Below are 24,170 nucleotides of genomic sequence, written 5' to 3'. Positions count from 1 at the left end.
CCGGCATCCGAAGACGCCGGCCACCACCGTTCCGAGCCGGTCTCAGCCGATGCTGGACGCGAGCTGCTCGTCGGTCGACTCGAGGGTGTTCGCCGCGCTCTCGAGGAACCCGGCCATGCCGTCGATGGCCTGGATCGTCTGCGTCGCGCCGGAGTTGAACTCCGAGTAGGTCGAGTCGAACGCCTTCGAGGACTTGTCGGTGACGTAGCCCGACGAGACGAGGTTGTCGATCTGGCTCTTGAGCTGGCTCAGCTGGTCCTCGATGGCCTTCTGGCCGTTGCGAAGCTGCGAAGCCTGGTTGCGAAGATCGTCGTAGGTGACGTTGACGTTGGCCATGGCGCATGCCCTCCCGATGCGTATGTGAAGTACCGGGCGACCCCCGGCGCGATTCGACCATACTGGATCGCGTTGCATCTCGCACCACTTCTGAACAATCACCAGAACGAGGGGTACACGGTGGCTCGACGCCGGAAGGACGACGACACTCCGAGACGTCCGGTCGTGACGCGTGCCGACGTCGAGCGCGACCGACAGGCCGGGTACCTGTCCCGGGCATGGGTGCTGCCAGCGGCTCCGGTGTCGGACGACGAGCCGGACGCCGTCGTCCGGACCGAGCAGCCGCTGCCGACGATCGGCATCGTGCCGCGACTCGTGCTCGAGGTCGCGCCGGGCACCGTCGTGCCGCTCGACCAGCCGGTCGTCGTGGGACGACGCGTCCCGACCGCGCCGGGGCGACGAGCCGTGCTGCTCGACGACCCGGGGAAGTCGGTGTCGCGCGAGCACGCCGCGATGCGGCCGACGGGGGACGGCGGCCTGGTGGTCGAGGACCTCGGATCGTCGAACGGCACGGTGGTCGTCCGCGCCTCCGGTGCCCAGGAACCGAGCGTGGGCGGTGCGCAGGTCATCGCCCGGCCCGGTGACGTCGTGATGGTGGGGGACTACGCCGTGCGGGTACTCGCCGGCTGAGCAGCAGCAGCAGCAGCGCCAGCAGCAGCACCAGCAGCAGTGGCGTGTCGCCCGGCCGTCCGCCGCATCGCCCGCAGCAGCAGCGGACCCGGCAGCCGCAGCAGGGCCCCGGGCAGGACCGACCGCACCCAGCTGACCACGGCGACCGTGCGCTGGAACCGACGGTGCTCGCGCGGCCCCCACGCGAACCCGTAGGCGGTCCGCAGCCGTTCCGGCAGCATCCCGACCGTGACGATCCGGACGAGCGGCATCGCGGCACGCACCCAGAACGGCGCGAAGCGCGGGTGGAGCAGGTCCCGCACCACGCCGCGGGCGTCGTCGGTGACCTCGAGCCGCTCGAGGGCGTCGGCCCAGTACTCGTCGAAGGCCGCGACGGAGGTCGGCCAGCGCTCGGCGGGCACCCGCAGCGTCGTCGCGATCGGGGCGTACGCGGCGAGGACGTCCTCCGCGCGTTCCGCCGTGACGGGCGCACCGAACAGGTCGTGCGCCCGACGAGCCGAGTCGAACAGGGTCGCGGCCACCCACAGCTGCCGGTCGACGTCGTCCGCGCCGGTCACGGGCGCATGGGCCCGGTTCACGAAGCCGGCGGCGATCGCGGCGTCCCGCTCCGTGCCGGAGACGACGGCGTACACGAACATCAGGGTGTGGGCCAGCCGCTGCTGCGGTCGTCGTGCGAAGTCCGAGTGCCGGCGGACGCCAGCCGCGACGACCGGGTCGGCGATCTGCAGCAGGATGGCACGGCCGCCAGCGGCCACGGGCGTGCTGTCACCGAGGAACCGACGCAGGCTGCGGTCGTGGACGTGACCGGACGACGGACGGGAGGTGGGCCCCACCAGCCGGTTCCGGCGCACCGCGCCAGCGGGGTGACGGCCGTGACTGGAGGGACGTGGCGGGCCCGGCACCGGGCCTCCAGGCTGCGGGGTGGTCACGACGCACCCCGTCGGCGTCGCGCCCGCAGGACGGGGACGAGATCAGCGGCGATCGCCGCGACGAGCGTGATCGCGCCGGTCGCGAGGGCGGTCACCAGGTACGTGCCGTCGACCCGGACGGCGCCCGTCAGGGCGAGCAGGGTCGCGACGAGCCAGATCGCGGGGAGCGGCCAGAGGCGGCTCGGTGCTCCGGTGACGACGGCTCCGACCACCGCGATCGCGAGGAGCGGGGCCCACCGTCCTGCCGGCTCGGACTGCGCGGCGAGGTGTGCAGAGGCCGCGACGAGCAGCATCGCCGCGATCGCCACCAGCCGGGCGGCCGACGGCGTGCTGCGGACGCTGGCTCGGACGCGACGGAACACGGCCCGATGCTACGGGCCGTGTTCCGCGGATCCCTGGGGATCGCTGGTCAGGGGAAGCGGATCAGAGCGGCTTGGTGCCGAGGTCGTCACCCAGGTCCGGCCGGTCCTCGTCGGTGTCGTGCTCCCACAGGTCGGGCGAGCCCTCGCGTGGGGAGCCGCCGGTCGGACCGTCGTCGGTACCGTCACCGGGCTGCGGCTCGACGGTCTCGCCGGCGACGGCGTCGTTCGTCACGGTCTCGAGGGACTCCTCGGACTCGTCCACCTCGTACGGGCCGACGTGCTCGCGGTCGATGTCGTCGTCGCGGCGCTGCTGGGCCTCGAAGTCGTCGACGGGGCTGATGCCGGGATCGCTCATGGTGTCCTCCTGGGTGTGGGTGGTGCCGGGTGTCTGATGGTGTTCAGGCGCTGACGAAGTGGACGTCGCCGGAGCCGAGCGCGAGCTGCTCCGCCAGACCCTTCTCGTCGGTCGCGCCCCAGCGTTCGGCGATCTTGCCGTCGCGGAACTTCGAGACCTGGATGCCGCGGACCTCGAAGGTGCGACCCGTCGGCGCATGGCCCTGGAACGGACCGGTGTGGGTCCCGCGGATCGTGAACACCGCCGTGATGTAGTCGTCGGTGACGACGAGCGGGTCGGGCTCGAGCGTGAGGTCCGGGAACGCGGTGGTGAACTCGGTCCAGAAGTCGACGATCCCCGCGAGGCCGGGCTGCTGGTCGGGCGCGGGGTCGTGGTCCACGACGTCCTCGGCCCACACCTCGGGGAAGCGGTCGAAGGCGCGCGCCTCCAGGATCTCGCCGAGTCGTTCCTGCGCCTGCTGGTTCCGTTCCGCGGTCATGCGGGGTCCTTCCGTCGGGGTCTTCTGGTGTACGCCGGTCCCCCTGGGACGACCCGCAACGTCGGGGGAGTTCACCTCGACGTCACCTGCTCGTCACGAGGGACGTGCACACTGCCGGTGCTCGGGGGAGTGGAGCGCGGTCGCCGACGGGTGGTCGAGCGACCGCGCCTTCCCCCGTGGGTCGCGGGGGCGGATCAGACCCGCTGGAGCAGATCCCGCTCGGCGATGTCCGCCAACGCGAGCGTGCGGTACCCGGCGGACTCGAAGAAGACGGTGATGCGGTCCTCCTCCGTGCTCATCACCACGCCGGTGCCCCACTCGGCGTGCTCGACGCGGGCATCCGGCGGCCAGAAGTCGTCGTTCGCGCCGTCGGCCACGTGGGCTCCGCCGTTGAGGGCCGTCCCCGACGAACAGGTGTCGCAGTTGCCGCACGGCTCCGGGAGCTCGTCGCCGAAGTAGCCGAGCAGGAACTGCCGTCGGCACCCGGTCGTCTCGGCGAGTTGGCGCATCATCGCGATGCGGGACTCCTCGACCCGTTCGCGCTCCGCCGCGCGGTCCGCCGTTGCGCGGGCCGCGTGGGCCGCGGTCGCCGGGCCGTCCGGCACCCGCGTGATCCCGTCGACGTCGTCGCGCAGGACGCCGGCGTCGAGCAGGGCGTTGAGGGCACGGCCGGCGGTGCGGGACGACAGACCGGAGGCCTCCGCGAGCGCCGACCGGGCAATCGGGCCGGTGGCCGGGAACGCGTCGAAGACGGCGCGGACCGACGCGGGTCGGGGCGAACCGGACGCGAAGAACGTGCGCAGGCCGAAGTCCTCGGCCCGGTAGTGCAGGGTCGCGCCGGCCGGCTCGGCATCGCGGCCGGCCCGCCCGATCTCCTGGTAGTAGGCGTCGACCGACTCGGGGACGTCGGCGTGCACGACGAAGCGGACGTCGGGTTTGTCGATGCCCATGCCGAACGCGCTCGTGGCGACCACCACGTCGACGTCGCCGTCGAGGAACCCCGTGTGGACCGCCTCGCGCTCCGCCACCCGCATGCCGGCGTGGTACGGCCGCGCGCGACGACCGCGGGCGGCCATCGCGTCGGCGTACTCCGTCGTCGCGGCGCGGGTGGCGACGTAGACGACGGTGGCCCCGTCGAGTCCGACGACCTGGTCGACCACGGCCGCGCGCTTCTCGGCGTCCTCCGCGTGCCGGACCACCTCGAGCCGGATGCCGGGGCGGTCGAACCCCGAGGCGAGCACGAACGGGTCACGCATGCCGAGCCGTTCGACGATGTCGTCCCGCACGGGAGCGGAGCCCGTCGCGGTCAGTGCGAGCACCGGCGGCCGGCCGAGGCGTTCCACGACCTCGCCGAGCGCCAGGTAGTCCGGTCGGAAGTCGTGCCCCCAGGACGAGATGCAGTGCGCCTCGTCGACGGCGACGAGCGCGACACCGGCGTCGCGGAGTCGTTCGAGCACGTCGTCCTTCACGAGCTGTTCGGGTGCCAGGAACACGTAGCCGACCTCGCCAGCGGCGACCGCGTCCCAGGCCTCGGCGACGTCCCGGGCCTTCCTTGTGGCGTTCATCGCGACCGCGCGGGGAGCGTCCACGTGGTGCTCGAGTCCGACGACCTGGTCCTCCTGCAGCGCCACGAGGGGCGAGACGACGATGACGACGCCCTCCAGCTCGAGGCCGGCGACCTGGTAGATCGCCGACTTTCCCGATCCGGTCGGCATCACGGCGAGCGCGTCGCGCCCGTCGAGCACGGCGTCGATGACGGATTCCTGGTCGGGGCGGAGGTGCCAGCCGAACACGTCGGCGGTGCGGGTACGGAGTGCAGCGTTCACCGATCCACCGTGCCGGGAGCTCGCTGGGGAACGGGCCGGGATAGCGCGCACCGGACGTCCACGGTCCGGCGCTAGGCTGGCTCCCGGCCGTTGTCTCGACATCGAGCGACCCTCGATGTGGAGTGCGCGACCGGGAAACCGATGCCGATCGCACGAACCGTGCGGGAAGAAGAACAGCGTGGATCTTTTCGAGTATCAGGCCAGGGACCTCTTCGAGTCCTACGGCGTCCCCGTACTGCAGGGGATCATCGCCGACACCCCGGAAGAGGCGAGAGCGGCGGCCGAGAAGATCGGTGGCGTCGTGGTCGTCAAGGCCCAGGTGAAGGTCGGTGGGCGCGGCAAGGCCGGCGGCGTCAAGGTCGCGAAGACCCCCGACGAGGCGTTCGAGCACGCGCAGGCCATCCTCGGGCTCGACATCAAGGGCCACACCGTCAAGCGCGTCATGATCGCCCAGGGCGCGGACATCGCCGAGGAGTTCTACTTCTCCGTGCTGCTCGACCGGGCCAACCGCTCCTACCTCTCGCTCACCAGCGTCGAGGGCGGCATGGAGATCGAGCAGCTCGCGGTGGAGAAGCCCGAGGCGCTCGCGCGCGTCGAGGTCGACCCGCTCACCGGGATCGACGCGGCCGCCGGCCGTGCGATCGCCGAGCAGGCCGGGTTCCCGGCTGAGCTCGTCGACCAGGTGGCCGACGTCTTCTCGAAGCTCTACGACGTCTACAAGGGCGAGGACGCCACGCTCGTCGAGGTGAACCCCCTCGTCCGCACCGGCGACGGCCAGATCCTGGCGCTCGACGGCAAGGTCTCGCTCGACGAGAACGCCGACTTCCGCCACCCCGCGCACAAGGACCTCGAGGACTCCGCGAGCGAGGACCCGCTCGAGGCCAAGGCGAAGGCCCACGGCCTGAACTACGTGAAGCTCGACGGCCAGGTCGGCGTCATCGGCAACGGCGCGGGCCTCGTCATGTCGACGCTCGACGTCGTCGCCTACGCCGGTGAGCGGCACGGCGGCGTCAAGCCCGCGAACTTCCTCGACATCGGTGGCGGTGCCTCGGCCGAGGTCATGGCCAACGGCCTCGACGTCATCCTCGGCGACCCGCAGGTGAAGAGCGTCTTCGTGAACGTCTTCGGCGGCATCACCGCCTGCGACGCCGTCGCGAACGGCATCGTCGCCGCCCTCGGCATCCTCGGCGACGCGGCCACCAAGCCGCTCGTCGTGCGCCTGGACGGCAACAACGTGGAAGAGGGCCGACGGATCCTGGCGGAGGCAGCGCACCCGCTCGTCACCGTCGCCGCGACCATGGACGACGCGGCCGAGCAGGCCGCCGAACTCGCCGCTGCCGCGGCCTGAAGGGACTGACCATGTCGATCTTCCTCAACAAGGACTCCAAGGTCATCGTCCAGGGCATCACCGGCGGCGAGGGCACCAAGCACACCGCACTGATGCTCAAGGCCGGCACCCAGGTCGTCGGTGGCGTCAACGCCCGCAAGGCCGGCACCACCGTCACCCACGGTGACGTGTCGCTGCCCGTCTTCGGCACCGTGCGCGAGGCCATCGACACCACCGGTGCCGACGTCTCCATCGTCTTCGTGCCGCCGGCCTTCGCCAAGGACGCCGTGCTCGAGGCCATCGATGCCGCGATCCCGCTCGTCGTCGTCATCACCGAGGGCATCCCGGTGCAGGACGCCGCCGAGTTCTGGGCACACGCCAAGGCGCTCGGCGGGAAGACCCGCATCATCGGCCCGAACTGCCCGGGCATCATCACCCCGGGGGAGTCGCTCGTCGGCATCACCCCGGCGACGATCACCGGCAAGGGCCCGATCGGCCTCGTCTCGAAGTCGGGCACCCTGACCTACCAGATGATGTACGAGCTGCGTGACCTGGGCTTCTCGACCGCCATCGGCATCGGCGGCGACCCGGTCATCGGGACGACGCACATCGACGCGCTCGCCGCGTTCGAGGCCGACCCCGAGACCGAGGCCATCGTGATGATCGGTGAGATCGGTGGCGACGCCGAGGAGCGCGCAGCCGAGTTCATCAAGGCGCACGTCACGAAGCCGGTCGTCGGCTACGTCGCGGGCTTCACCGCTCCCGAGGGCAAGACGATGGGTCACGCCGGGGCGATCGTGTCCGGTTCCGCCGGCACCGCCGAGGCGAAGAAGCAGGCGCTCGAGGCCGCAGGCGTGAAGGTCGGCAAGACGCCGTCCGAGACCGCTGCGCTGCTGCGCGAGGTCGTCGCCGCCCGCTAGCGACCATCGCCCGGCACACGGTCGGGACGAAGCCGGGAGGCTCGGTGCGGCTTCCGCGCCGAGCCTCCCGTCGTTCGGGGGTCGGCTCACGTATCCTCGCTGCGATGAACCGCCTGGGAACCGCTCTGCTCGCCGCGATCGAGGCGGTCGTGACGGTCGGCGTCGGCATCGGGATCGCACTGGTCCCGCTCACGCTGCTGTGGGGCTTCGAGTACGGCCTGCAGATCGACTGGGACGTGTTCTGGAAGGCCACCGGCAGCGTCTGGCTCGTCGGCCACGGTGTCGACGTCTCGTTCCTGCTCGGGTCCGCGCTGGCGAAGAGCTCGGGGGTCAGCGGCGCCGCCGACCCGATCAACGTGACGCTCGCGGCGCTCGGCTTCGCGGTCGTGACCGCCTGGCTCGGCGCCCGTGCCGGTCGACGCTTCGCGGAGACCGAGCACCGCACCACCGGCCTGCTGGTCGGGACGGCGGTCGTCGCGGCGCTCGGGCTCGGCGTCGCGCTGTCGTCGACCTCCGCAGCCACGCAGCCCACGATCTGGCAGGCCGTGGTCCTGCCTGCCTTGTGGTTCGGGATACCGGCGCTCATCAGTTCGGAGATCTGCCGACGCCGGCGGGACCTGCCGGCGGACCCCGCCACCCAGCGTGTGCTCGACCTGCTCGACCGCGTGCCCCTGCTCTGGCGTGCGATCGCCGGGTTCGGTCTCCGCGCCGGAACCGCCGCCACCGCAGTCGTCGTCGCGTTCGCCGGAGTCGTCGTCGCGCTCCTGCTCTTCACCTCGTTCGCCGAGGTCATCACCCTGTACGAGCAGTCCCACGCCGGCGTCATCGGCGGCATCGCCCTCACCGTCGGACAGCTCGCGTTCCTGCCGGACTTCGTCGGGTGGGCGACGTCGTGGCTGATCGGCCCCGGGTTCGCCATCGGCACCGGTTCGAGCGTGTCCCCGATCGCCACGACCCTCGGGCCGATCCCCGGACTGCCGGTGTTCGGCGCACTGCCGGCCGCTGGTCACACCTTCGGCCTGGTCTGGATCCTGGTACCGGTGATCGCCGGCTTCGCGATCGGCGGCTCGATGCGCCCGCGACTCGTCCGCGCGCTGGGGAACGCCGACTCCGCACTCCACCGAGCGCTCGCCGGTGTCGCGACGGGCGTCGTCGCCGGTGTGCTGACCGGGCTGATCGCCTGGGTGTCGTCCGGATCGTTCGGCCCCGGACGACTGGCCGACGTCGGCCCGCACGCCCTGGTGGTGGGGGGCTTCGCCGCGCTCGAGATCGGCCTGCCGGCGGTCATCGCCCTCGCCGCGGGCAGCGACCTCGTCCGCCTGGCGGACCGGGGCTGGACACGAGAGCGCTGGACCGAGGCGGACGACGACGAGGCCGTTCGCGGCGGTGCTGACGCGGGGGCGGGCTCGCTGCTCGCCGCGCTCGACCAGGCCGGCGCGGGACGGACCACGGACGTGCACCGGTTCGTGGTCGAGGAGTCCCACGACGGCTCGACCGCTGCTCGCTCGCGCGCCACTGTGGACAGCCCGACGGAACCGATCGCCGACGAGCCGGTCGTGCCTGCGCCCATCGCAACGCATCTGACGCCCCCGCAGGACCCGGACCACGACGTGGAACTGCCGGCCTGGGCGAAGACCGACGCCGTCGCTTCGGAGCGCCTGGCCGACGAGAGCCCGAGTGAACCCCGCTCGTCGGGACGTGCCGCGATGGGTGCCCTGCGCGATCGACTGCACGGTGTCGCCGGCGGTGCGCGCGAACGGGCTGGTGGACTCCGCGAGCGAGCCGGTGGACTCCGCGACCGCGCCGGTGGACTCCGCGACCGTGTGACCGGTGCCGACGCCGTCGCCGAGCAGCAGCGCCCGGTGCCCGCTCCGGAACGGCCCGCCACGTCGACGTCCACGCCCGACCACACCGACGCGCAGCCGGCGTTCCCGTGGAGCACCGAGGAGTTCGTCGCCGGACGGGACGACGTCGACGACGAGCCGGCCGCACCCGAGGCCGCCGCCGCTTCCACCCCGTCGGCGCGGCCGACGAACTGGGACGTCACCGACCAGATCCCCGACGAGGAGCTGCCCTGGTGGCGCCGCCCGAAGGGCGATCGCTAGCGCCGACGTCACGACCCGCGGGTCCCGGTAGGGTTGGTGCCGTGCTCGAACTGGTCGTCCTGATCTCCGGTACCGGGTCGAACCTCCGAGCCCTGCTCGAAGCGACCTTCGACGCCGAGTACCCCGCCCGTGTCGTCGCCATCGGTGCCGACCGTGATGCCGAGGGCCTCGGCCTGGGCGAGGAGTTCTCGATCCCGACCTTCACGGTGCCGTTCTCGCGCTACGAGACCCGCGCCGAGTGGGGACAGTCGCTCGCCGAGCAGATCCGCCCGTGGTCGCCCGACCTGCTCGTGCTCTCGGGCCTCATGCGCCTGCTGCCCCCGGCTGTGGTGTCCGAGTTCGCCCCGGGCATCATCAACACCCACCCGGCGTACCTGCCCGAGTTCCCCGGCGCCCACGGCGTGCGGGACGCCCTGGCAGCCGGCGTCACCGAGACCGGCGCGAGCGTCATCGCGGTCGACGACGGCGTGGACACCGGCCCGATCCTGGCCCAGGAGCGCGTCCCCGTGCTCCCGGGCGACTCCGAGTCGACGCTGCACGACCGCATCAAGCCGGTCGAGCGCCGCCTGCTCATCCAGACCATCCTCGACATCGCCAACGGCACCACCGACCTGAAGGGCACCCCGAGCGCATGAGCGTGCACGCAGCCGACCCCAGCCTCTACCGCGACCGTGACGTGGTGCCGGTCCGCCGCGTACTCATCTCGGTGAGCGACAAGTCCGGCCTGCTCGAGCTCGCCGGCGCCCTCGCCGAGTCGGGTGTCGAGATCGTGTCGACGGGGTCCACCGCCCAGACCATCCGCGACGCCGGGTACGCCGTCACCGACGTCGCGAGCGTCACCGGGTTCCCGGAGTCGCTCGACGGCCGGGTCAAGACGCTGCACCCGTCGGTGCACGCCGGTCTGCTCGCCGACCTGCGGCTCGAGTCGCACGAGCAGCAGCTCGCCGACCTCGGGATCGCGGCGTTCGAGCTCGTCGTCGTGAACCTGTACCCGTTCGTCGAGACGGTGGCCTCCGGCGCCGACACCGCGACCGTGGTCGAGAACGTCGACATCGGCGGCCCCGCGATGGTCCGTGCGTCGGCGAAGAACCACCCGAACGTCGCGATCGTCGTCTCGCCGTCGTCCTACGCCGAGGTCGTCGAGGCCGTCCGCGCGGGCGGCACCTCGCTCGAGCTCCGCAAGCGTCTGGCGGCCCAGGCGTTCGCGCACACCGCGGCGTACGACACCGCGGTGGCGTCCTACTTCGCCAGCGACGTCGTCGCGGCCGCTGCGGCGCCGACGACCAGTGGCGACATCCAGACGCCCGGCTCGTTCGACGAGCACCTCGGCTTCACCGCCGACCTGTCGGCCACGCTCCGCTACGGCGAGAACGCGCACCAGGCCGCCGCGCTGTACACGAGCACCGACGGCGCCGGCATCGCGCAGGCGACGCAGCTGCACGGCAAGGAGATGTCGTACAACAACTACGTCGACGCCGACGCGGCCGTCCGTGCAGCGTTCGACTTCGACACCCCCGCCGTCGCGATCATCAAGCACGCCAACCCGTGTGGCATCGCGATCGCCCCCGCGGACGCCGCCGACGCGATCGCCTCGGCGCACGCCGCCGCGCACGCCTGCGACCCGCTGTCGGCGTTCGGTGGGGTCATCGCCGCGAACCGTCCGGTCACCGTGGCGATGGCCGAGACCGTCAAGGACATCTTCACCGAGGTCGTCGTGGCCCCGGGCTTCGACCCCGAGGCGCTCGAGATCCTGTCGCGCAAGAAGAACATCCGCCTGCTCACGCTGCCGGCCGACTTCGCCCTGGCGCCTCGCGAGGTCAAGCAGATCTCCGGCGGCTTCCTGGTGCAGGACGCCGACCGCTTCACGGCGTTCGACCAGTCCACGTGGACCCTGGTCGCCGGCGAGCCGGCCGACGACCAGACCCTCGCCGACCTTGCCTTCGCGTGGAAGGCGAGCCGTTCGGTCAAGTCGAACGCCATCCTGCTGGCGAACCAGGGCGCGAGCGTCGGGGTCGGCATGGGCCAGGTCAACCGGGTGGACTCGTGCCACCTCGCGGTCAACCGCGCCGGTGACCGCGCGACCGGCAGCGTCGCGGCGTCCGATGCGTTCTTCCCGTTCGCCGACGGCCTGCAGGTGCTGCTCGACGCCGGTGTGCGCGCGGTGGCCCAGCCCGGTGGCAGCGTCCGCGACGACGAGGTCATCGCCGCAGCGACGGCCGCGGGGGTCACGATGTACTTCACGGGCGAGCGCCACTTCTTCCACTGATGCGAGCACCGGTTCGTCCACTGAAGTGAACAAATCGCGGCACCCTATTGCGCGCTGAGAGTCACTGTGAATAGTCTGTAAGGCTCCGCGACAGGCAGCCGACGATCCTCCGGGACCGGTGGCACCGCGGACACAACGGTGACGAAGACGACGACTGGAGTGACGATGGACAACATGACCGGAACCGTGGCGACGGCCGCCCGTGCAGGTCTCGTGTCCGTCGTGGGGACCACTCCCGCACGGCGATCCCTGATCGCACCGCGACCGCGCGTCGCGGCCGCCGTCTAGTCAGGCCGTTCCCACGGCCTCGCGGCGCCGCACGACGAGCGTCCGCGAACCACCCGCCTGAACCCGGGGGACGAGTGTCTCCCGGTGCCCTCCGGCCCGACCGACGTCACGCGAGTGACGGCGGAGGCGCGACCACGCGCCCGGCCGATGATCACCACGCAACGCCACACCGAGCCTCCAGGTCGAGGCCGCGCACGCACCGCACGCCAGCAGCAAGCAAGCAGCAGGCGGCCAGGGCGCAGCGCGACCCGGGGACCCGGCAGACGCATGAGGACGCAACGCATGTCCAAGTCGCCCACCACGGCGCGCCCGTCCACCTTCCGCGCGATCGCGCGGATCTACCCCTACGTGAAGCCCTACCAGGGGCGCCTCATCGGCGGCATGGCCGCAGCGATGGGAGCCTCCTTGGTGGCGCTCGCAATCCCCTACGTCCTGCAGTGGCTCGTCGACGGTCCGCTGTCATCGAAGGACGGCGCACAGATCTGGCCCGCCGGCCTCGGCGTGCTCGCCCTCGGTGTGCTCGAGGCGTTCTTCATCGCCTCGCGCCGCCGGATGGTGATGCGTCCCTCGACGCGGATCGAGGCCAGCATGCGGAACTCGCTGTACGCGAAGCTGCAGGACCTGCCCGTCGCGTTCCACGACCGGTGGGAATCGGGGCAGCTGCTGTCCCGTTCCGTGTCGGACCTGTCGCTGATCCGCCGCTGGCTGGCCTTCGGTGTCGTCCTGCTCGTCGTGAACGTCGTGACGATCGTCGTCGGCTTCGTCGTGCTGTTCACCTTCGGGTGGCTGCTCGGGCTGATCTTCCTGATCGCGTCGATCCCGCTGTGGATCAACGGGTTGCTGTTCGAGCGTCGGTACTCCGTCGTCGCGCGCCGCAGCCAGGACCAGGTCGGTGACCTCGCGACGAGCGTCGAGCAGTCGGTGCACGGCATCCGCGTGCTCAAGGCGTTCGGTCGCGGCGGGTCGAAGCTCGAGGAGTTCAGCGAGCAGGCCGAAGCCCTGCGCGGCACCGAGATCAAGAAGGCGAAGGCCATCGCGAGCATCTGGCTGTGGCTGCTGCTCGTGCCGGACGTCGCGTTCGCGCTGTGCCTGCTCGCCGGCATCTGGCTGGCGTCGCAGGGCGAGATGACCGTCGGGCAGCTGTTCGCGTTCTTCGCGACGGCGACGGTGCTGCGGTTCCCGATCGAGTCGATCGGCTTCCTGCTCTCGATGACGTTCGACACCCGCACCGCGGTCGACCGCTTCTTCGAGGTCATGGACTCCGAGAACACCATCACGGACCCGCAGGACCCGAAGACGATCGCGGAGCCGCACGGTGCACTGTCGTTCAACGGCGTGCACTTCCGGTACCAGGACTCCGCGCCGCAGTACCCGGACCTGATCAACGGCGTCGAGCTGCAGCTGCAGCCGGGCGAGACCATGGCGCTCGTCGGGCTCACGGGCTGCGGCAAGACGACGCTGCTCTCGCTGGTGCCGCGCCTCTACGACGTGACCGGCGGTTCGGTGACGATCGACGGGGTCGACATCCGCGACCTCACCCGCGAGGAACTGCGACGTCACGTCGGCGTCGCGTTCGAGGACGCCACCCTGTTCTCGACGACGGTGCGGCAGAACGTGCTGCTCGGTCGTCCAGACGTGCAGGGTGCCGAGGCCGAGGCGCTCATGCGCGAGGCCCTCGACATCGCGCAGGCGTCCTTCGTGGACGACCTGCCCGACGGCGTCGACACCCGCGTCGGTGAAGAGGGCCTGTCGCTGTCCGGTGGACAGCGACAGCGTCTGGCGCTCGCCCGTGCGATCGCCGCGCGGCCGTCGGTGCTCGTGCTCGACGACCCGCTGTCGGCGCTCGACGTCGACACCGAGGCGCGGGTCGAGGCCGGCCTCCGCCGCGTCCTCGCCGAGACGACGTCGCTCATCGTGGCGCACCGTCCGTCGACGGTGACGCTGGCCGACCGGGTCGCCCTGATGGAGAACGGCGTCATCACCGCCGTCGGGACCCACCACGACCTGATGGCCGCCAACGAGCACTACCGCTACGTCATCTCGTCGCTCGACGACGATGACCAGGTCGCACGACAGGAGGCGATGGCATGAGCCAGCAGACGGACCAGGACCTGCCGGGAGGCACGGCACCGGTCACCGACGACGCTGCGGACGCGCAGTCTGCCGCGCCCGTCACCGCCTCGATCACCACCCTGGGCGTGCGCGGCGAGGAGCGCGAGGACTTCACCAAGGCGGAGAGCAAGCGCCTGCGGCGTCGCTCCCTCGCCCTGCTCGGTTCCCTCGCGGCCCCGCTGAAGCTCCGCCTGGTGCTGCTCGGGATCGTGGTCGTGGTCTCCACGGCGGGCACCGTCGCGGGTCCGGCGCTCATCGCGTGGGGCATCGACAACGCCCTGCCCGCGGTGATGGACCAGAACGACTGGGTGCCGGCGTTCGGCGTCGTCGCGACGTACATCGTCGTGGCCGTCCTCGGCGCGGTGCTCACCGCCTGGTACACCGTGCTCGCCGCCCGGATCAGCCAGGCGATCCTGTTCGACCTCCGCAAGCGGGTGTTCCTGCACACGCAGCGGCTGTCGCTTGAGTTCCACGAGACCTACACGTCCGGCCGGATCATCTCCCGCCAGACGAGTGACCTCGACTCGATCCGCGAGCTGCTCGACTCCGGGCTGAACCAGCTCATCCAGGGCGTGCTCTACATGGTGTTCACCGCCGTGGCCCTGGTGCTGCTCGACCCGACGTCGGGGCTCGTGCTCGCGGTGTCGCTCGTGCCGCTCTGGTTCCTGATCCGCTGGTTCCAGACGAACTCGCAGACGCTGTTCCGCGCGACCCGCGTCACCTCGGCACGCGTGATCGTGCACTTCGTCGAGACGATGACGGGCATCCGCGCCGTGCAGGCGTTCCGCAAGGAGTCCCGCAACAAGGACGAGTACGGCGGCTTCGTCGAGGACTACCGGCTGGCGAACACGAAGGTGTTCAACCTGTTCGGGACGTTCGACCCGGTGCTCGTGCTCATCGGCAACGCGACCCTCGCCGCGGTCGTCATCGTCGGCGGCTTCCGGATCGTCGGCGGGACGCTCGAGGTCGGTGCGCTGCTCGCGGTCGCGCTGTACGCCAAGCGCTTCTTCGACCCGGCGCAGGAACTCGCGATGTTCTACAACGGGTACCAGTCGGCCTCGGCGGCGATGGAGAAGATCTCCGGCGTCCTCGAGGAGCGGCCGAGCGTGCCGGACCCCGTGAAGCCGACCAAGCTGGCCGATGCCACGGGCAAGATGGACTTCGACGAGGTCGTGTTCGCGTACAACGCGGGCAAGGTCGTGCTGCCGGAGTTCGACCTGCACATCCCCTCGGGGCAGACCATCGCACTCGTCGGGTCCACCGGCGCCGGCAAGTCGACGCTCGCCAAGCTCATGGCGCGCTTCTACGACCCGTCGCAGGGATCCGTGCGGCTCGACGGCGTGGACCTGCGCGACCTCGACACGAAGGACATGCGTCGCGCGATCGTCATGGTCACGCAGGAGGCCTACCTGTTCTCCGGCACGGTCGCCGACAACATCGCGCTCGGCAAGCCGGGGGCCTCCCGCGCCGAGATCGAGGCGTCCGCCAAGGCGGTCGGCGCGCACGAGTTCATCATGGCGCTCCCCGACGGGTACGACACGGACGTGAACAAGCGCGGTGGTCGTGTCTCGGCGGGACAGCGGCAGCTGCTCTCGTTCGCGCGGGCGTTCATCGCGGACCCGAAGGTGCTCATCCTCGACGAGGCCACGGCGTCGCTCGACATCCCCTCGGAGCGGCTGGTGCAGGAAGGGCTCGAGACCCTGCTCGCCGACCGCACCGCGGTGATCATCGCGCACCGCCTGTCCACCGTCGCGATCGCGCACCGGGTGCTCGTGATGGAACACGGGAAGATCGTCGAGGACGGCACCCCCGCCGACCTCATCGCGGGTACCGGGCGGTTCGCCCAGCTGCACGCGGCCTGGCGCGACTCGCTTGTGTAGGACGCGGCCGGGCTGCACCACGTGGTTGGCTTGCTCCATGAGCAACGACAGCGTGCAGCCCGGCGGCGTCGCCCTGCGCGACCCCTTCTACGGCGCACCCTTCACCGAGGCCGTCCGGCGGTTCTGGCGGAAGTACACCGTGTTCACCGGACGGGCCTCGCGTGCCGAGTTCTGGTGGTGGTGGCTGACGTCGCTCGCCATCGGACTCGTGCTGCAGCTCGTCCCGCAGGCGTTCACGCCGGACACCGCGCTGTTCGAGAACCCCGTCGGGTCCTACCTGTTCGTGCTCTGGGGCCTCGCGACCCTGATCGGGTCGCTCGCCCTCGGCGCCCGACGGCTGCACGACGCCGGACTGTCCGGGTTCTGGCAGTTCCTGCACGTCGTGCCCGGCATCGGTTCGCTCGTCGTGTACGTGCTGTGCCTGATCCCGACGAGCCCGAAGGGCGAGCGCTTCGACCGCTGACGGCCCACGTCCGCGGGCGGCGCGTCAGAACGGATCGTCCGCATCCGTGGACGGCGACCAGCGGGCACGACGCATGTCGAGCCTCCAGGCCGCCGTCCCCTGCACGATCGGCGTGCCCTCCGCGCGGTAGTGCTGGAGCGCACGAGCCTCGTGGTGCAGCGGCGGGTGCCCACCCGCGCGCACCACACGCCACCAGGGCAGGTCGGCGCCCTCGTGGGCCATCACCTTGCCGACCGCACGCGACGCGCGTGAGCCGAGCGCCGCGGCGACGTCGCCGTACGTCATGACGTGACCGGACGGGATCATCCGGACCACCTCGGCCACCGCCGCCCCGAAGTCCTGCTCCGGCGCGGGGGCGTCGTCCTCGGGCACGTCGGCGGGAAGTACTAGAGCGTCAGGACCGCGAAGTGGTCGCCGTACTGGGTCTCACGGACGACCTCGAAGCCCACGGCGCGGAAGAACGCCTCGGGGCTGTCGTCGCCACCGGGCTCGTACACGACCGTCAGGCGTTCCTGCCCACGGCTGCGGGCCTCGTCCGCCAGGCCGTGCACCGCGAAGCGGCCGACGCCGCGACCCTGCGCGGTGCCAGCGACGTTGACCCGCCAGATGGCACTGCGCAGTTCTTCCTGCGAATTGTCGGCGTCGAACGAACCGATGATGAGGCCCAGGACCTCGTCACCGTCCAGGACCACCCGGGTCCACGCGGAGCTCGGCTTGACGTCGGACTCGGCGACCCCGTAGGTGGTCGGCTGCACGAACTGTTCCTGCCCCGGCTTGAGCGTCAGGGAGTTCGCCGCGGCAGCGGTCTTCGCGGAGAGTTCTTCGAGACGCAGGTCGGCCATGCGGCCAGGGTAACGGTGCGACCCGTGTGGGGGCCAGCGCGGACGGGAGACCGAGACCGCACCGTTGCCGCGGTATGGTCGCGGAATGGCAGAACATCGGCGTGGAGCGAACCTCCCGTCGATCGGCGGGTTCAACCGCACGGTCGTGCTCGATGCCGTCCGACGCTCGCCGGACGGCCTGAGCCGTGTCGAACTCGCCTCGCGAACGGGCCTCAGCGCGCAGACGGTGTCGAACGTCACCCGGTTCCTGATCGAGGCGGGCATGATCGTCGAGTCCGGCACCGTCGTCGCCGGTCGGGGCAAGCCGCGCACCATCCTGCGGCTCGAACCCGGCAGCCGCTACGCCGTCGGCGTGCACGTCGACCCGGCCGTCGTCACCTACGTGCTCCTCGACCTGGCTGGCACCGTCGTCGCCTCGTCCACCACCTCGACCCCCACCGCGGACGACCCGTCCGAGGTCGTCCGCACCATCGGCTCCGCCGTCGACGGCCTGATCGCCGACGCCGGCGTGGACGTCGACGGGGTGCTCGGCGTCGGGATCGCCAGCCCCGGCCCCATCGACGTCGACGCCGGCATCGTGGTCGACCCGCCGTTCCTGCCCCGGTGGCGGGACGTGCCCCTGCGTGACGCGCTCGCCGAGGCGACCGGCTACCCGGTGCTGCTCGAGAAGGACGTCACGGCCGCCGCGGTCGGCGAGATGTTCCTAGCGGGGGAGTCGTCGGCGCGGAACTTCGCGTTCGTGTACTTCGGCACCGGTTTCGGCGTCGGGCTCGTCGTCGACCACGAACCCGTGCGCGGCGTCGGGTCGAACGCCGGGGACGCCGGGCACATCATGGTCGACCAGCGATCGCTCGCCGGCACCCCCGACGGGTCCGGCAGCCGGGGCGAGGTGGGTGCGGCCGTGGCGCCGGACCGGCTCGTGCGGATCGCGCGGGACCGGGGGGTGGCGTTGTCCGGCGGCGGCGATCCTGCTGGTGTGGTCTCGTCCGATGGAGCGGTCGATGCGGTGAACCGCGCGTGGGACGAGCTCGCCGAGGCCATCGTCGCCGGAGACGAGGCCGCGATCACCCTCGCCGCCGAGGCCGGCACCGTGATGGGCGACGCCGCGGTCGTCATCGTGAACCTGCTCGACATCGACCGGGTCGTGTTCGGCGGACCGTTCTGGTCGCGCATCGCCAGTGCCGCGCTGCCGGCTGCTCGCGCGGCGATCGTCGGGTCGCCGTTGCTCGTCCCGAAGCACGCGGTCGACGTGGTCGAGAGCGACCGCGGTGCCGACGTCGCCGCGGTGGGAGCCGCGTGCCTGGTGCTCGACGCCGCGTTGTCACCGCGGGCGAGCGGGCTGCTCATCCGCCGCTGACGTCGAACGTTGCGACGTCGAGCGCTGCGGCGTCGAGTGTTGCGGCGCCGCGCGACACCTGTCGTTCACCGGCCGGCCACCGGTCGGACGCCCGGGTGCTGAACAGTCGTGCAGGTCTCCCCTCCCCTCCCGAGAAGGACCTGCATGCGCACTCCTGCCCTGCGCCCCCGCTCCGTGCGGCTCGGTGCCACGATCGTCACCGCGCTGGCCCTCGGTGCCGGCGTCGTCACGGCCAGCCCGGCACTCGCGACCGTCGGTGACGACGACCCGAGCGTCGGCGCCGCCGCTCGGAACGGCCTCGTCGTCAACGAGGTCGAGTCGAACGGCGACGACACCGACTGGGTCGAGCTGAAGAACACGTCGTCGGCGTCGATCGACCTGACCGGTTACGCGTTCCTCGACGACGACAGCACCCACGACGCATACGTCCTGCCCACCGGCTCGACGATCGCCGCCGGCGGGTACTTCGTGATCGACCAGGTCTCGGCGACCGCGCCCGGGTTCGACTTCGGGCTCGGCGGCGCCGACACCGCGCGGGTGTACGACCCCGCCGGCGACCTGGTGCTGCGGTACTCGTGGACGAGCCACGCGGTCGTCACGTACGGCCGGTGCGCCGACGGGACCGGTGCGCTGGTCGACACCACCGCGTCGACGAAGGGGGCCGCCAACGACTGCTCCTCGCCCGTGCGCATCAACGAGGTCGAGTCGCAGGACGGCACCCCCGGTGACTGGGTGGAGCTGACCAACGTCGGCAGCGCCACGGTCGACCTGGGTGGGTACGTCCTCAAGGACAGCGAGGACGACCACGCGTACACGATCCCCGCAGGCACGACCGTCGCGGCCGGGGGCTTCGCCGTCCTCGACGAGGCGGACTTCGGCTTCGGCCTCGGCAAGGCCGACTCCGCCCGGGTCGTCGATCCGCGGGGTGCGCTGGTCGACTCGTACTCGTGGACGGCCCACGCTGCCGCCACGTACGGCCGCAACCCGGACGGCACCGGCGACTTCGCCGACACCGCCGAGCCGACGAAGGGCACCGCGAACCGGTTCGCCGGAGTCGTCACCGCCGAGCCCTGGCCCGGCGGCCCGGACGAGACCGTGCTCGACGACGAGGACACCTTCACCGGTGACCTGAGCGGCATCGACTGGACCACCTCGAGCACGTCCGAGGACGGCCAGCTGTGGGCCGTGCAGAACGGCGACGGCCTGCTCTACCACCTGACCTCGGACGGTCAGGGCGGCTGGGCGCCGTCGAACGCCGCGGGCACGGACCTGCGGTACGCCGACGGCACGGGAACCCCGGACGCCGAGGGCGTCACCGTGACGAGCGACGACCCGGGCGCCGTGTACGTGTCGACCGAGCGGGACAACGACGTGTCGAAGACCAGCCGTCCGTCGGTCCTGCGGTACGCCACCACCGACGGGTCCGAGTCGACCCTGCGCGCCACCGACGAGTGGGACCTCGCAGCCGACTTCCCGGGGCTCGGTGCGAACGCCGGCCTCGAGGGCGTCACCTGGATCCCGGACTCGTGGCTCACCGAGCACGGCTTCGCCGACGAGCACACCGGCGCGGCCTACGCACCGTCGACGTACGCCGGACACGGCGCGGGGCTCTTCTTCGTCGGCGTCGAGGGCACCGCGAGCGTGTACGCGTACGCCCTGATGGCGGACGGTTCGTCCCAGCGCGTGGCCACCATCGGGTCGCCGTTCGCGGTCGTCGCCGACGTGCAGTTCGACCCGACCCTCGACGCGCTCTGGGTGGTGTGCGACGACGCCTGCGCCGGACGCACCGCGCTGTACGAGCTGACCGACGGCGCCTTCACCGCCGCGAAGGTCTTCGAGGCACCGTCGAACGCCGACCGGACCCTCGCCAACGAGGGCTTCGCGATCTCCGGCGTCTGCACCGACGGGGAGCGCGCCACCTTCTACGCCGACGACAACGACACGGACGGGTTCTCGCTCCGCACGGGGACGTACCCGTGCGAGGGCGGCGGCACCGACCCGGGCACGGACCCGACGCTGACGCCGACACCGACGCCCACGCTCGCTCCGGGTGGCGGTGGATCGACGCCCGCGCCGACCCCCGGGACCGGTGGATCGACGCCGACCCCGTCGCCGGTCGCTCCGATCGCTCCGGTGGCCCCCTCGGAGACCGGCCTGACGGACACGAATCGCGGAAGCGTCTCGGCCCCGTCGTCCGCCCGCGCGGGGGAGACCATCACGGTCACGGTGGGCGCGCAGTACGCCGGTGACCGGGTGAGCGTGTGGCTGTACTCGACCCCGGCGCTGCTCGGCACGGTGACGGTGGCCGCTGACGGCACGGTGCGCGTCACGATCCCGGCCGATGCTCCGGCTGGCGAGCACCGCATCGTGGTGACCGCTGCGGACGGCACGGTGCTGGGCTGGACCACGATCACCGTCACCGCTGACGGGCAGCTCGCGTTCACGGGTGCCCAAGGCCTCGGGGCCGGTGCACTGATCGCGTTCCTGCTGCTCGCCGCGGGTGCCGGCGTCCTGATCGTCCGTCGTCGCAAGGCGGCGGCTGCGGAGTAGCCCTGGGCGCGAGTCCCAGGCGGACGGGAGGCCCGTGGCCAGGCCGCCACGGGCCTCCCGTCCGCCCTGGGGGCGCGTCAGCCGTCCGTGCGCAGCGTGCTCGAGTCGTCCTGACCGGGGATCGCGTCCTTCGTGGTCCAGCCGTACCAGCGGTCGCCGATCTCGGCGACCGCGCGGCCGTCGCCGCACGTGACCAGGCCCGTCGTGGGCAGGTCGTCGGGCAGGAAGTCCGCCTCCATCGCCGGGCCGCCGTACGAGCCGTCGAGCTTCGTGCACGCGGTGAGGTCGACACCGTCCTGTGAGGCGAACCGGATGACGTACCCGGGCTGGGAGGCATGCAGTCGGACGTCGATGTCCTCCGCGTCCTCGGGCACCCACTCCGGCATGAAGAACGCCATGTCCTCCGACTCACCGGACCGCGGCGCGTCCGAGTACGTGGCGAAGTGCTTCTGCGGCGTCTTGTTCGGGACGATGTCCTGGATCACGCTGCACCCCGTGGTCAGCAGCAGCGCGGACAGTGCTGCGGCCCCGGCGAGGGCGATGCGGAGGGTGCGGCGGGAGGTGTTCGGTCGCGTGTCGGTGCTCATGCACCCAGTCTCGTGACGGATCACCTGCTGAAACATCACGTGCACACCCGGACCCGTGCGGGGGTTACCCCCACCTGAGGTGCCGAGCCACCCGTCGGTGATCGGCCCGCGCGGACCTCGCTGCCCCCGCAGTAGCGTCGCACCATGAGCATCGACGTCCTCCGGTACACCGCCTTCGCCGCCGAGTCCGGGGGCGGCAACCCCGCCGGCCTTGTCCTCGACGCAGCAGCGCTTTCCGACGACGAGATGCTCGCCGTCGCCCGCGAGGTCGGCTACCCCGAGACCGCGTTCGTCGTCGGCGCCACCGCAACGGGCCCGCACGTCCGCTACTTCTCGCCCGCCGCCGAGGTGCCGTTCTGCGGCCATGCCACGGTCGCGCTCGCGGTGGCGCTCGCCGAACGGCAGGGGCTCGGCCGCCGGGTGTTCACGACGGCCGCCGGCGAGGTCGCCCTCGACGCCACCACCGGCGCCGATGGTGCGGTCCAGGTCGCGATGACGAGTGTCGAACCGGCGACGCGGGACATCGACCCGGCGCTCCTCGCTCGGTTGTTCGACCTGCTCGGGCTCACGGCTGACGACATCGCGCCGGGGTTCCCGGTGCTCGAGTCCTTCGCCGGCAACTGGCACCCGGTGCTCGTGCTGCACGACCGGGAGCTCTTCCACCAGTTCCGCTTCGCACCCGGCCCGCTCGCCGACCTCAAGCACGAGGCGGGCTGGCAGGGGACGGTCACGGTGCTGCACCGGACCGGGGAGCGTGAGTACGAGGCGCGGAATCTCTTCCCCGCCGGCCGCATCACCGAGGACCCGGCGACGGGTTCGGCGGCGGCGTCGACCGGGGCGTACCTGCGCGAGGTCGGCGCCGTCGAGCCGGGGGACCGCGTCGTCATCCGGCAGGGGCGGCACGTCGGTCGTCCGAGCCTGCTGCTCGTCGACGTCCCGTCGGCCGGCGGGATCACCGTGACCGGGGGCGCGACCCCGATCGCGTGAGCCGCAGCGCGTGGGATGGGAAGCGGAATCGGGCGTACCGGGTCGAAACTTCTGACCAGGTACGCCCGATTCGGCACGGTTCACCCCCAACCACGCGCACCCGACGCGCGCGGCCCGAGAAACTCCTTGACACGGATAAGTCCATACGCTGGACTAATCCTGCGCGCGGGCGATGGAGCCCGCGGATGTCACCCGTGCAAAGGAGCACCGATGAAACGCACCCGCATCATCGCCGGACTCGCAGCCGTGGCCGTCGCCGCGGTCGGCCTGGCAGGCTGCTCAGCCTCGGGGTCCGCCTCGAGCGACACGATCAAGATCGCGTACCAGAAGTTCGGAGCCTTCCAGCAGCTCGACGCCCAGATGAAGGTCGTCAAGAAGGAGTACGAGAAGGACAACCCGGGCAAGAAGGTCACGCTCGTCCCGATCCAGGCCCAGGGCAACGACTACTACACGAAGCTCGCGCTCATGAACAAGGCGCCCGCGACGGCTCCCGACGTCATGTACGAGGACACCTTCCTCGTCAAGGCCGACGCCGAGGCCGGCTACCTCCTGCCGCTCGACAAGTACACGGCGAAGTGGAAGGACTGGGACCAGTTCTTCGACAACGCCAAGCAGGCCGGGCAGGGTGACGACGGCAAGATCTACGGCGTCCCGATGGGCACCGACACCCGCGCTCTTTGGTACAACAAGGACATCTTCGAGTCCGTCGGCCTGCCCGTGCCGTGGCAGCCGAAGACCTGGGACGACGTGCTCGCCGCGGCGAAGACGATCAAGGACAAGAAGCCCGACCTGATCCCGTTCAACATCTACTCGGGCAAGGCGCAGGGTGAGGCATCGACCATGCAGGGCTTCGAGATGCTCCTGTACGGGGCGGACGGCTCCGGCAACACGCTCTACAAGGACAAGAAGTGGGTCACGGGCTCGAAGCAGTTCGAGGACTCGCTGCAGTTCGTGAAGGACGTCTACCAGGGCGGCCTCGGCCCGACACCGCAGCAGGCGCTCGACACGAACGTCGGCACGACCATCGCGCAGACGTGGCTGCCGAAGGGCAAGCTCGCGATCGACCTCGACGGTTCGTGGCAGTCCGGCACGTGGCTGAAGTCCGGCACCGCTCCGTGGGCCGAGTGGAACGACGTGATGGGTCAGGCGCCGATGCCGACGCAGAACGGTCAGGACCCGGGCTACAACTCGATGTCCGGCGGCTGGACCCTGGCGGTCGGCGCGAAGTCGAAGAACCCGCAGGCGGCGTTCGACTTCATCACGAGCTTCCTCGACAAGGACGGCTCGCTGAAGTACGACACCGAGAACAGCCAGATCGCGGTCCGCAAGGACGTCGCGGACGACACCGCCTACACCGACGCCAACCCGACGTTCAAGTTCTTCTCCGGACTGGTGGAGAACACGAACTTCCGCCCGGCGACGAGTGACTACTCGCAGGTGTCCAACGCGATCCAGGTCGCGATGGAGTCGGTCATGACCGGACAGCAGACACCGAAGCAGGCGGCTGCCGTGTACGACAAGGCCGTCACGCAGGTGGTCGGCAAGGAGAACACCGTCTCGGCTGGTTGAC

The 24,170-nt window shown here is 71.2% G+C and carries 22 protein-coding genes; 13 read left to right on the top strand and 9 right to left on the bottom strand.

The features are described 5' to 3' along the window. Positions 1–42 precede the first annotated feature (42 nt). A complete protein-coding gene (locus ABH929_RS00525; protein ID WP_111089241.1) occupies positions 43–336 on the bottom strand; it encodes a WXG100 family type VII secretion target in 294 nt (97 codons plus the stop codon). 165 nt (positions 337–501) lie between these two features. On the opposite strand from ABH929_RS00525, the gene ABH929_RS00520 reads away from it, so the two are divergent. Continuing rightward, positions 502–966, top strand: coding sequence for an FHA domain-containing protein (locus tag ABH929_RS00520; RefSeq protein WP_205463292.1), 465 nt, complete (start codon positions 502–504; stop codon positions 964–966). On the opposite strand, the gene ABH929_RS00515 is transcribed toward ABH929_RS00520, so the two are convergent. From ABH929_RS00515 to ABH929_RS00495, 5 genes are all read right to left on the bottom strand, one after another. Further along, positions 939–1,799, bottom strand: coding sequence for an oxygenase MpaB family protein (locus ABH929_RS00515; protein ID WP_404559758.1), 861 nt, complete (start codon positions 1,797–1,799; stop codon positions 939–941). The genes ABH929_RS00520 and ABH929_RS00515 overlap by 28 nt on opposite strands. A gap of 92 nt (positions 1,800–1,891) precedes the next feature. Next, positions 1,892–2,257: a hypothetical protein gene (locus ABH929_RS00510; protein ID WP_404559757.1), complete on the bottom strand. Its 366-nt coding sequence runs from the start codon at positions 2,255–2,257 to the stop codon at positions 1,892–1,894. A gap of 61 nt (positions 2,258–2,318) precedes the next feature. After that, complete coding sequence (locus ABH929_RS00505) at positions 2,319–2,612, bottom strand: hypothetical protein (protein ID WP_404559756.1); 294 nt, start codon at positions 2,610–2,612, stop codon at positions 2,319–2,321. Between the two features lie 43 nt (positions 2,613–2,655). Then, complete coding sequence (locus ABH929_RS00500; RefSeq protein WP_123340960.1) at positions 2,656–3,090, bottom strand: ester cyclase; 435 nt, start codon at positions 3,088–3,090, stop codon at positions 2,656–2,658. 194 nt (positions 3,091–3,284) lie between these two features. Further along, positions 3,285–4,916 (bottom strand): RecQ family ATP-dependent DNA helicase, encoded by a 1,632-nt coding sequence (locus tag ABH929_RS00495; RefSeq protein WP_404559755.1) that lies wholly within the window; start codon positions 4,914–4,916, stop codon positions 3,285–3,287. Between the two features lie 178 nt (positions 4,917–5,094). Between ABH929_RS00495 and sucC the strand changes: the two genes are divergently transcribed. From sucC to ABH929_RS00455, 8 genes are all read left to right on the top strand, one after another. After that, positions 5,095–6,264: an ADP-forming succinate--CoA ligase subunit beta gene (sucC, locus tag ABH929_RS00490; RefSeq protein ID WP_404559754.1), complete on the top strand. Its 1,170-nt coding sequence runs from the start codon at positions 5,095–5,097 to the stop codon at positions 6,262–6,264. 11 nt (positions 6,265–6,275) lie between these two features. Continuing rightward, positions 6,276–7,163 (top strand): succinate--CoA ligase subunit alpha, encoded by an 888-nt coding sequence (gene sucD / locus ABH929_RS00485; RefSeq protein ID WP_111085344.1) that lies wholly within the window; start codon positions 6,276–6,278, stop codon positions 7,161–7,163. Between the two features lie 104 nt (positions 7,164–7,267). Continuing rightward, entirely contained in the window at positions 7,268–9,268 is a 2,001-nt protein-coding gene (locus ABH929_RS00480; protein ID WP_404559753.1) for a DUF6350 family protein, read from the top strand. A gap of 41 nt (positions 9,269–9,309) precedes the next feature. Beyond that, positions 9,310–9,903 (top strand): phosphoribosylglycinamide formyltransferase, encoded by a 594-nt coding sequence (gene purN, locus ABH929_RS00475; RefSeq protein ID WP_111085342.1) that lies wholly within the window; start codon positions 9,310–9,312, stop codon positions 9,901–9,903. Beyond that, a complete protein-coding gene (gene purH, locus ABH929_RS00470) occupies positions 9,900–11,534 on the top strand; it encodes a bifunctional phosphoribosylaminoimidazolecarboxamide formyltransferase/IMP cyclohydrolase (RefSeq protein WP_404559752.1) in 1,635 nt (544 codons plus the stop codon). Before purN ends, purH begins: the two co-directional genes overlap by 4 nt. Before the next feature lie 570 nt (positions 11,535–12,104). Then, the gene (locus ABH929_RS00465) at positions 12,105–13,913 is read left to right on the top strand and encodes an ABC transporter ATP-binding protein (protein WP_404559751.1); all 1,809 of its coding nucleotides are present in this window, start codon (positions 12,105–12,107) and stop codon (positions 13,911–13,913) included. A 92-nt stretch (positions 13,914–14,005) separates the two neighbouring features. After that, the gene (locus tag ABH929_RS00460; RefSeq protein WP_404560462.1) at positions 14,006–15,814 is read left to right on the top strand and encodes an ABC transporter ATP-binding protein; all 1,809 of its coding nucleotides are present in this window, start codon (positions 14,006–14,008) and stop codon (positions 15,812–15,814) included. Between the two features lie 37 nt (positions 15,815–15,851). After that, positions 15,852–16,277, top strand: a complete 426-nt coding sequence (locus ABH929_RS00455) for a DUF805 domain-containing protein (protein ID WP_404559750.1) — start codon at positions 15,852–15,854, stop codon at positions 16,275–16,277. Between the two features lie 24 nt (positions 16,278–16,301). On the opposite strand, the gene ABH929_RS00450 is transcribed toward ABH929_RS00455, so the two are convergent. Then, positions 16,302–16,649, bottom strand: coding sequence for an MGMT family protein (locus ABH929_RS00450; RefSeq protein WP_240347464.1), 348 nt, complete (start codon positions 16,647–16,649; stop codon positions 16,302–16,304). A gap of 14 nt (positions 16,650–16,663) precedes the next feature. Further along, positions 16,664–17,119: a GNAT family N-acetyltransferase gene (locus ABH929_RS00445; protein ID WP_205463285.1), complete on the bottom strand. Its 456-nt coding sequence runs from the start codon at positions 17,117–17,119 to the stop codon at positions 16,664–16,666. Between the two features lie 85 nt (positions 17,120–17,204). On the opposite strand from ABH929_RS00445, the gene ABH929_RS00440 reads away from it, so the two are divergent. After that, positions 17,205–18,476 (top strand): ROK family protein, encoded by a 1,272-nt coding sequence (locus ABH929_RS00440; protein ID WP_404559749.1) that lies wholly within the window; start codon positions 17,205–17,207, stop codon positions 18,474–18,476. Positions 18,477–18,620: 144 nt separating this feature from the next. Further along, entirely contained in the window at positions 18,621–21,026 is a 2,406-nt protein-coding gene (locus tag ABH929_RS00435; protein WP_404559748.1) for a lamin tail domain-containing protein, read from the top strand. 77 nt (positions 21,027–21,103) lie between these two features. Here the strand turns inward: ABH929_RS00435 and ABH929_RS00430 are convergent, their stop codons facing one another. After that, a complete protein-coding gene (locus ABH929_RS00430) occupies positions 21,104–21,613 on the bottom strand; it encodes a hypothetical protein (RefSeq protein ID WP_263091664.1) in 510 nt (169 codons plus the stop codon). Between the two features lie 144 nt (positions 21,614–21,757). On the opposite strand from ABH929_RS00430, the gene ABH929_RS00425 reads away from it, so the two are divergent. Further along, positions 21,758–22,600, top strand: coding sequence for a PhzF family phenazine biosynthesis protein (locus ABH929_RS00425; protein WP_404559747.1), 843 nt, complete (start codon positions 21,758–21,760; stop codon positions 22,598–22,600). Between the two features lie 210 nt (positions 22,601–22,810). Continuing rightward, the gene (locus ABH929_RS00420) at positions 22,811–24,169 is read left to right on the top strand and encodes an extracellular solute-binding protein (protein ID WP_205463280.1); all 1,359 of its coding nucleotides are present in this window, start codon (positions 22,811–22,813) and stop codon (positions 24,167–24,169) included. Position 24,170 lies beyond the last annotated feature (1 nt).

This window comes from Curtobacterium sp. AB7 (assembly GCF_044909335.1).
Lineage (GTDB): Bacteria > Actinomycetota > Actinomycetes > Actinomycetales > Microbacteriaceae > Curtobacterium.
This window is presented reverse-complemented; position numbering and strand designations above follow the sequence as displayed.

Excerpts from the sequence above, each read along its gene's own strand:
- ABH929_RS00430 (WP_263091664.1), bottom strand. The coding sequence starts at position 21,613 with ATGAGCACCGACACGCGACCGAACACCTCCCGCCGCACCCTCCGCATC.
- ABH929_RS00505 (WP_404559756.1), bottom strand. The coding sequence starts at position 2,612 with ATGAGCGATCCCGGCATCAGCCCCGTCGACGACTTCGAGGCCCAGCAG.
- ABH929_RS00445 (WP_205463285.1), bottom strand. The coding sequence starts at position 17,119 with ATGGCCGACCTGCGTCTCGAAGAACTCTCCGCGAAGACCGCTGCCGCG.
- ABH929_RS00500 (WP_123340960.1), bottom strand. The coding sequence starts at position 3,090 with ATGACCGCGGAACGGAACCAGCAGGCGCAGGAACGACTCGGCGAGATC.
- purH (WP_404559752.1), top strand. The coding sequence starts at position 9,900 with ATGAGCGTGCACGCAGCCGACCCCAGCCTCTACCGCGACCGTGACGTG.
- ABH929_RS00425 (WP_404559747.1), top strand. The coding sequence starts at position 21,758 with ATGAGCATCGACGTCCTCCGGTACACCGCCTTCGCCGCCGAGTCCGGG.
- ABH929_RS00480 (WP_404559753.1), top strand. The coding sequence starts at position 7,268 with ATGAACCGCCTGGGAACCGCTCTGCTCGCCGCGATCGAGGCGGTCGTG.
- ABH929_RS00440 (WP_404559749.1), top strand. The coding sequence starts at position 17,205 with ATGGCAGAACATCGGCGTGGAGCGAACCTCCCGTCGATCGGCGGGTTC.
- ABH929_RS00420 (WP_205463280.1), top strand. The coding sequence starts at position 22,811 with ATGAAACGCACCCGCATCATCGCCGGACTCGCAGCCGTGGCCGTCGCC.
- ABH929_RS00525 (WP_111089241.1), bottom strand. The coding sequence starts at position 336 with ATGGCCAACGTCAACGTCACCTACGACGATCTTCGCAACCAGGCTTCG.
- ABH929_RS00435 (WP_404559748.1), top strand. The coding sequence starts at position 18,621 with ATGCGCACTCCTGCCCTGCGCCCCCGCTCCGTGCGGCTCGGTGCCACG.
- ABH929_RS00455 (WP_404559750.1), top strand. The coding sequence starts at position 15,852 with ATGAGCAACGACAGCGTGCAGCCCGGCGGCGTCGCCCTGCGCGACCCC.
- ABH929_RS00465 (WP_404559751.1), top strand. The coding sequence starts at position 12,105 with ATGTCCAAGTCGCCCACCACGGCGCGCCCGTCCACCTTCCGCGCGATC.
- sucD (WP_111085344.1), top strand. The coding sequence starts at position 6,276 with ATGTCGATCTTCCTCAACAAGGACTCCAAGGTCATCGTCCAGGGCATC.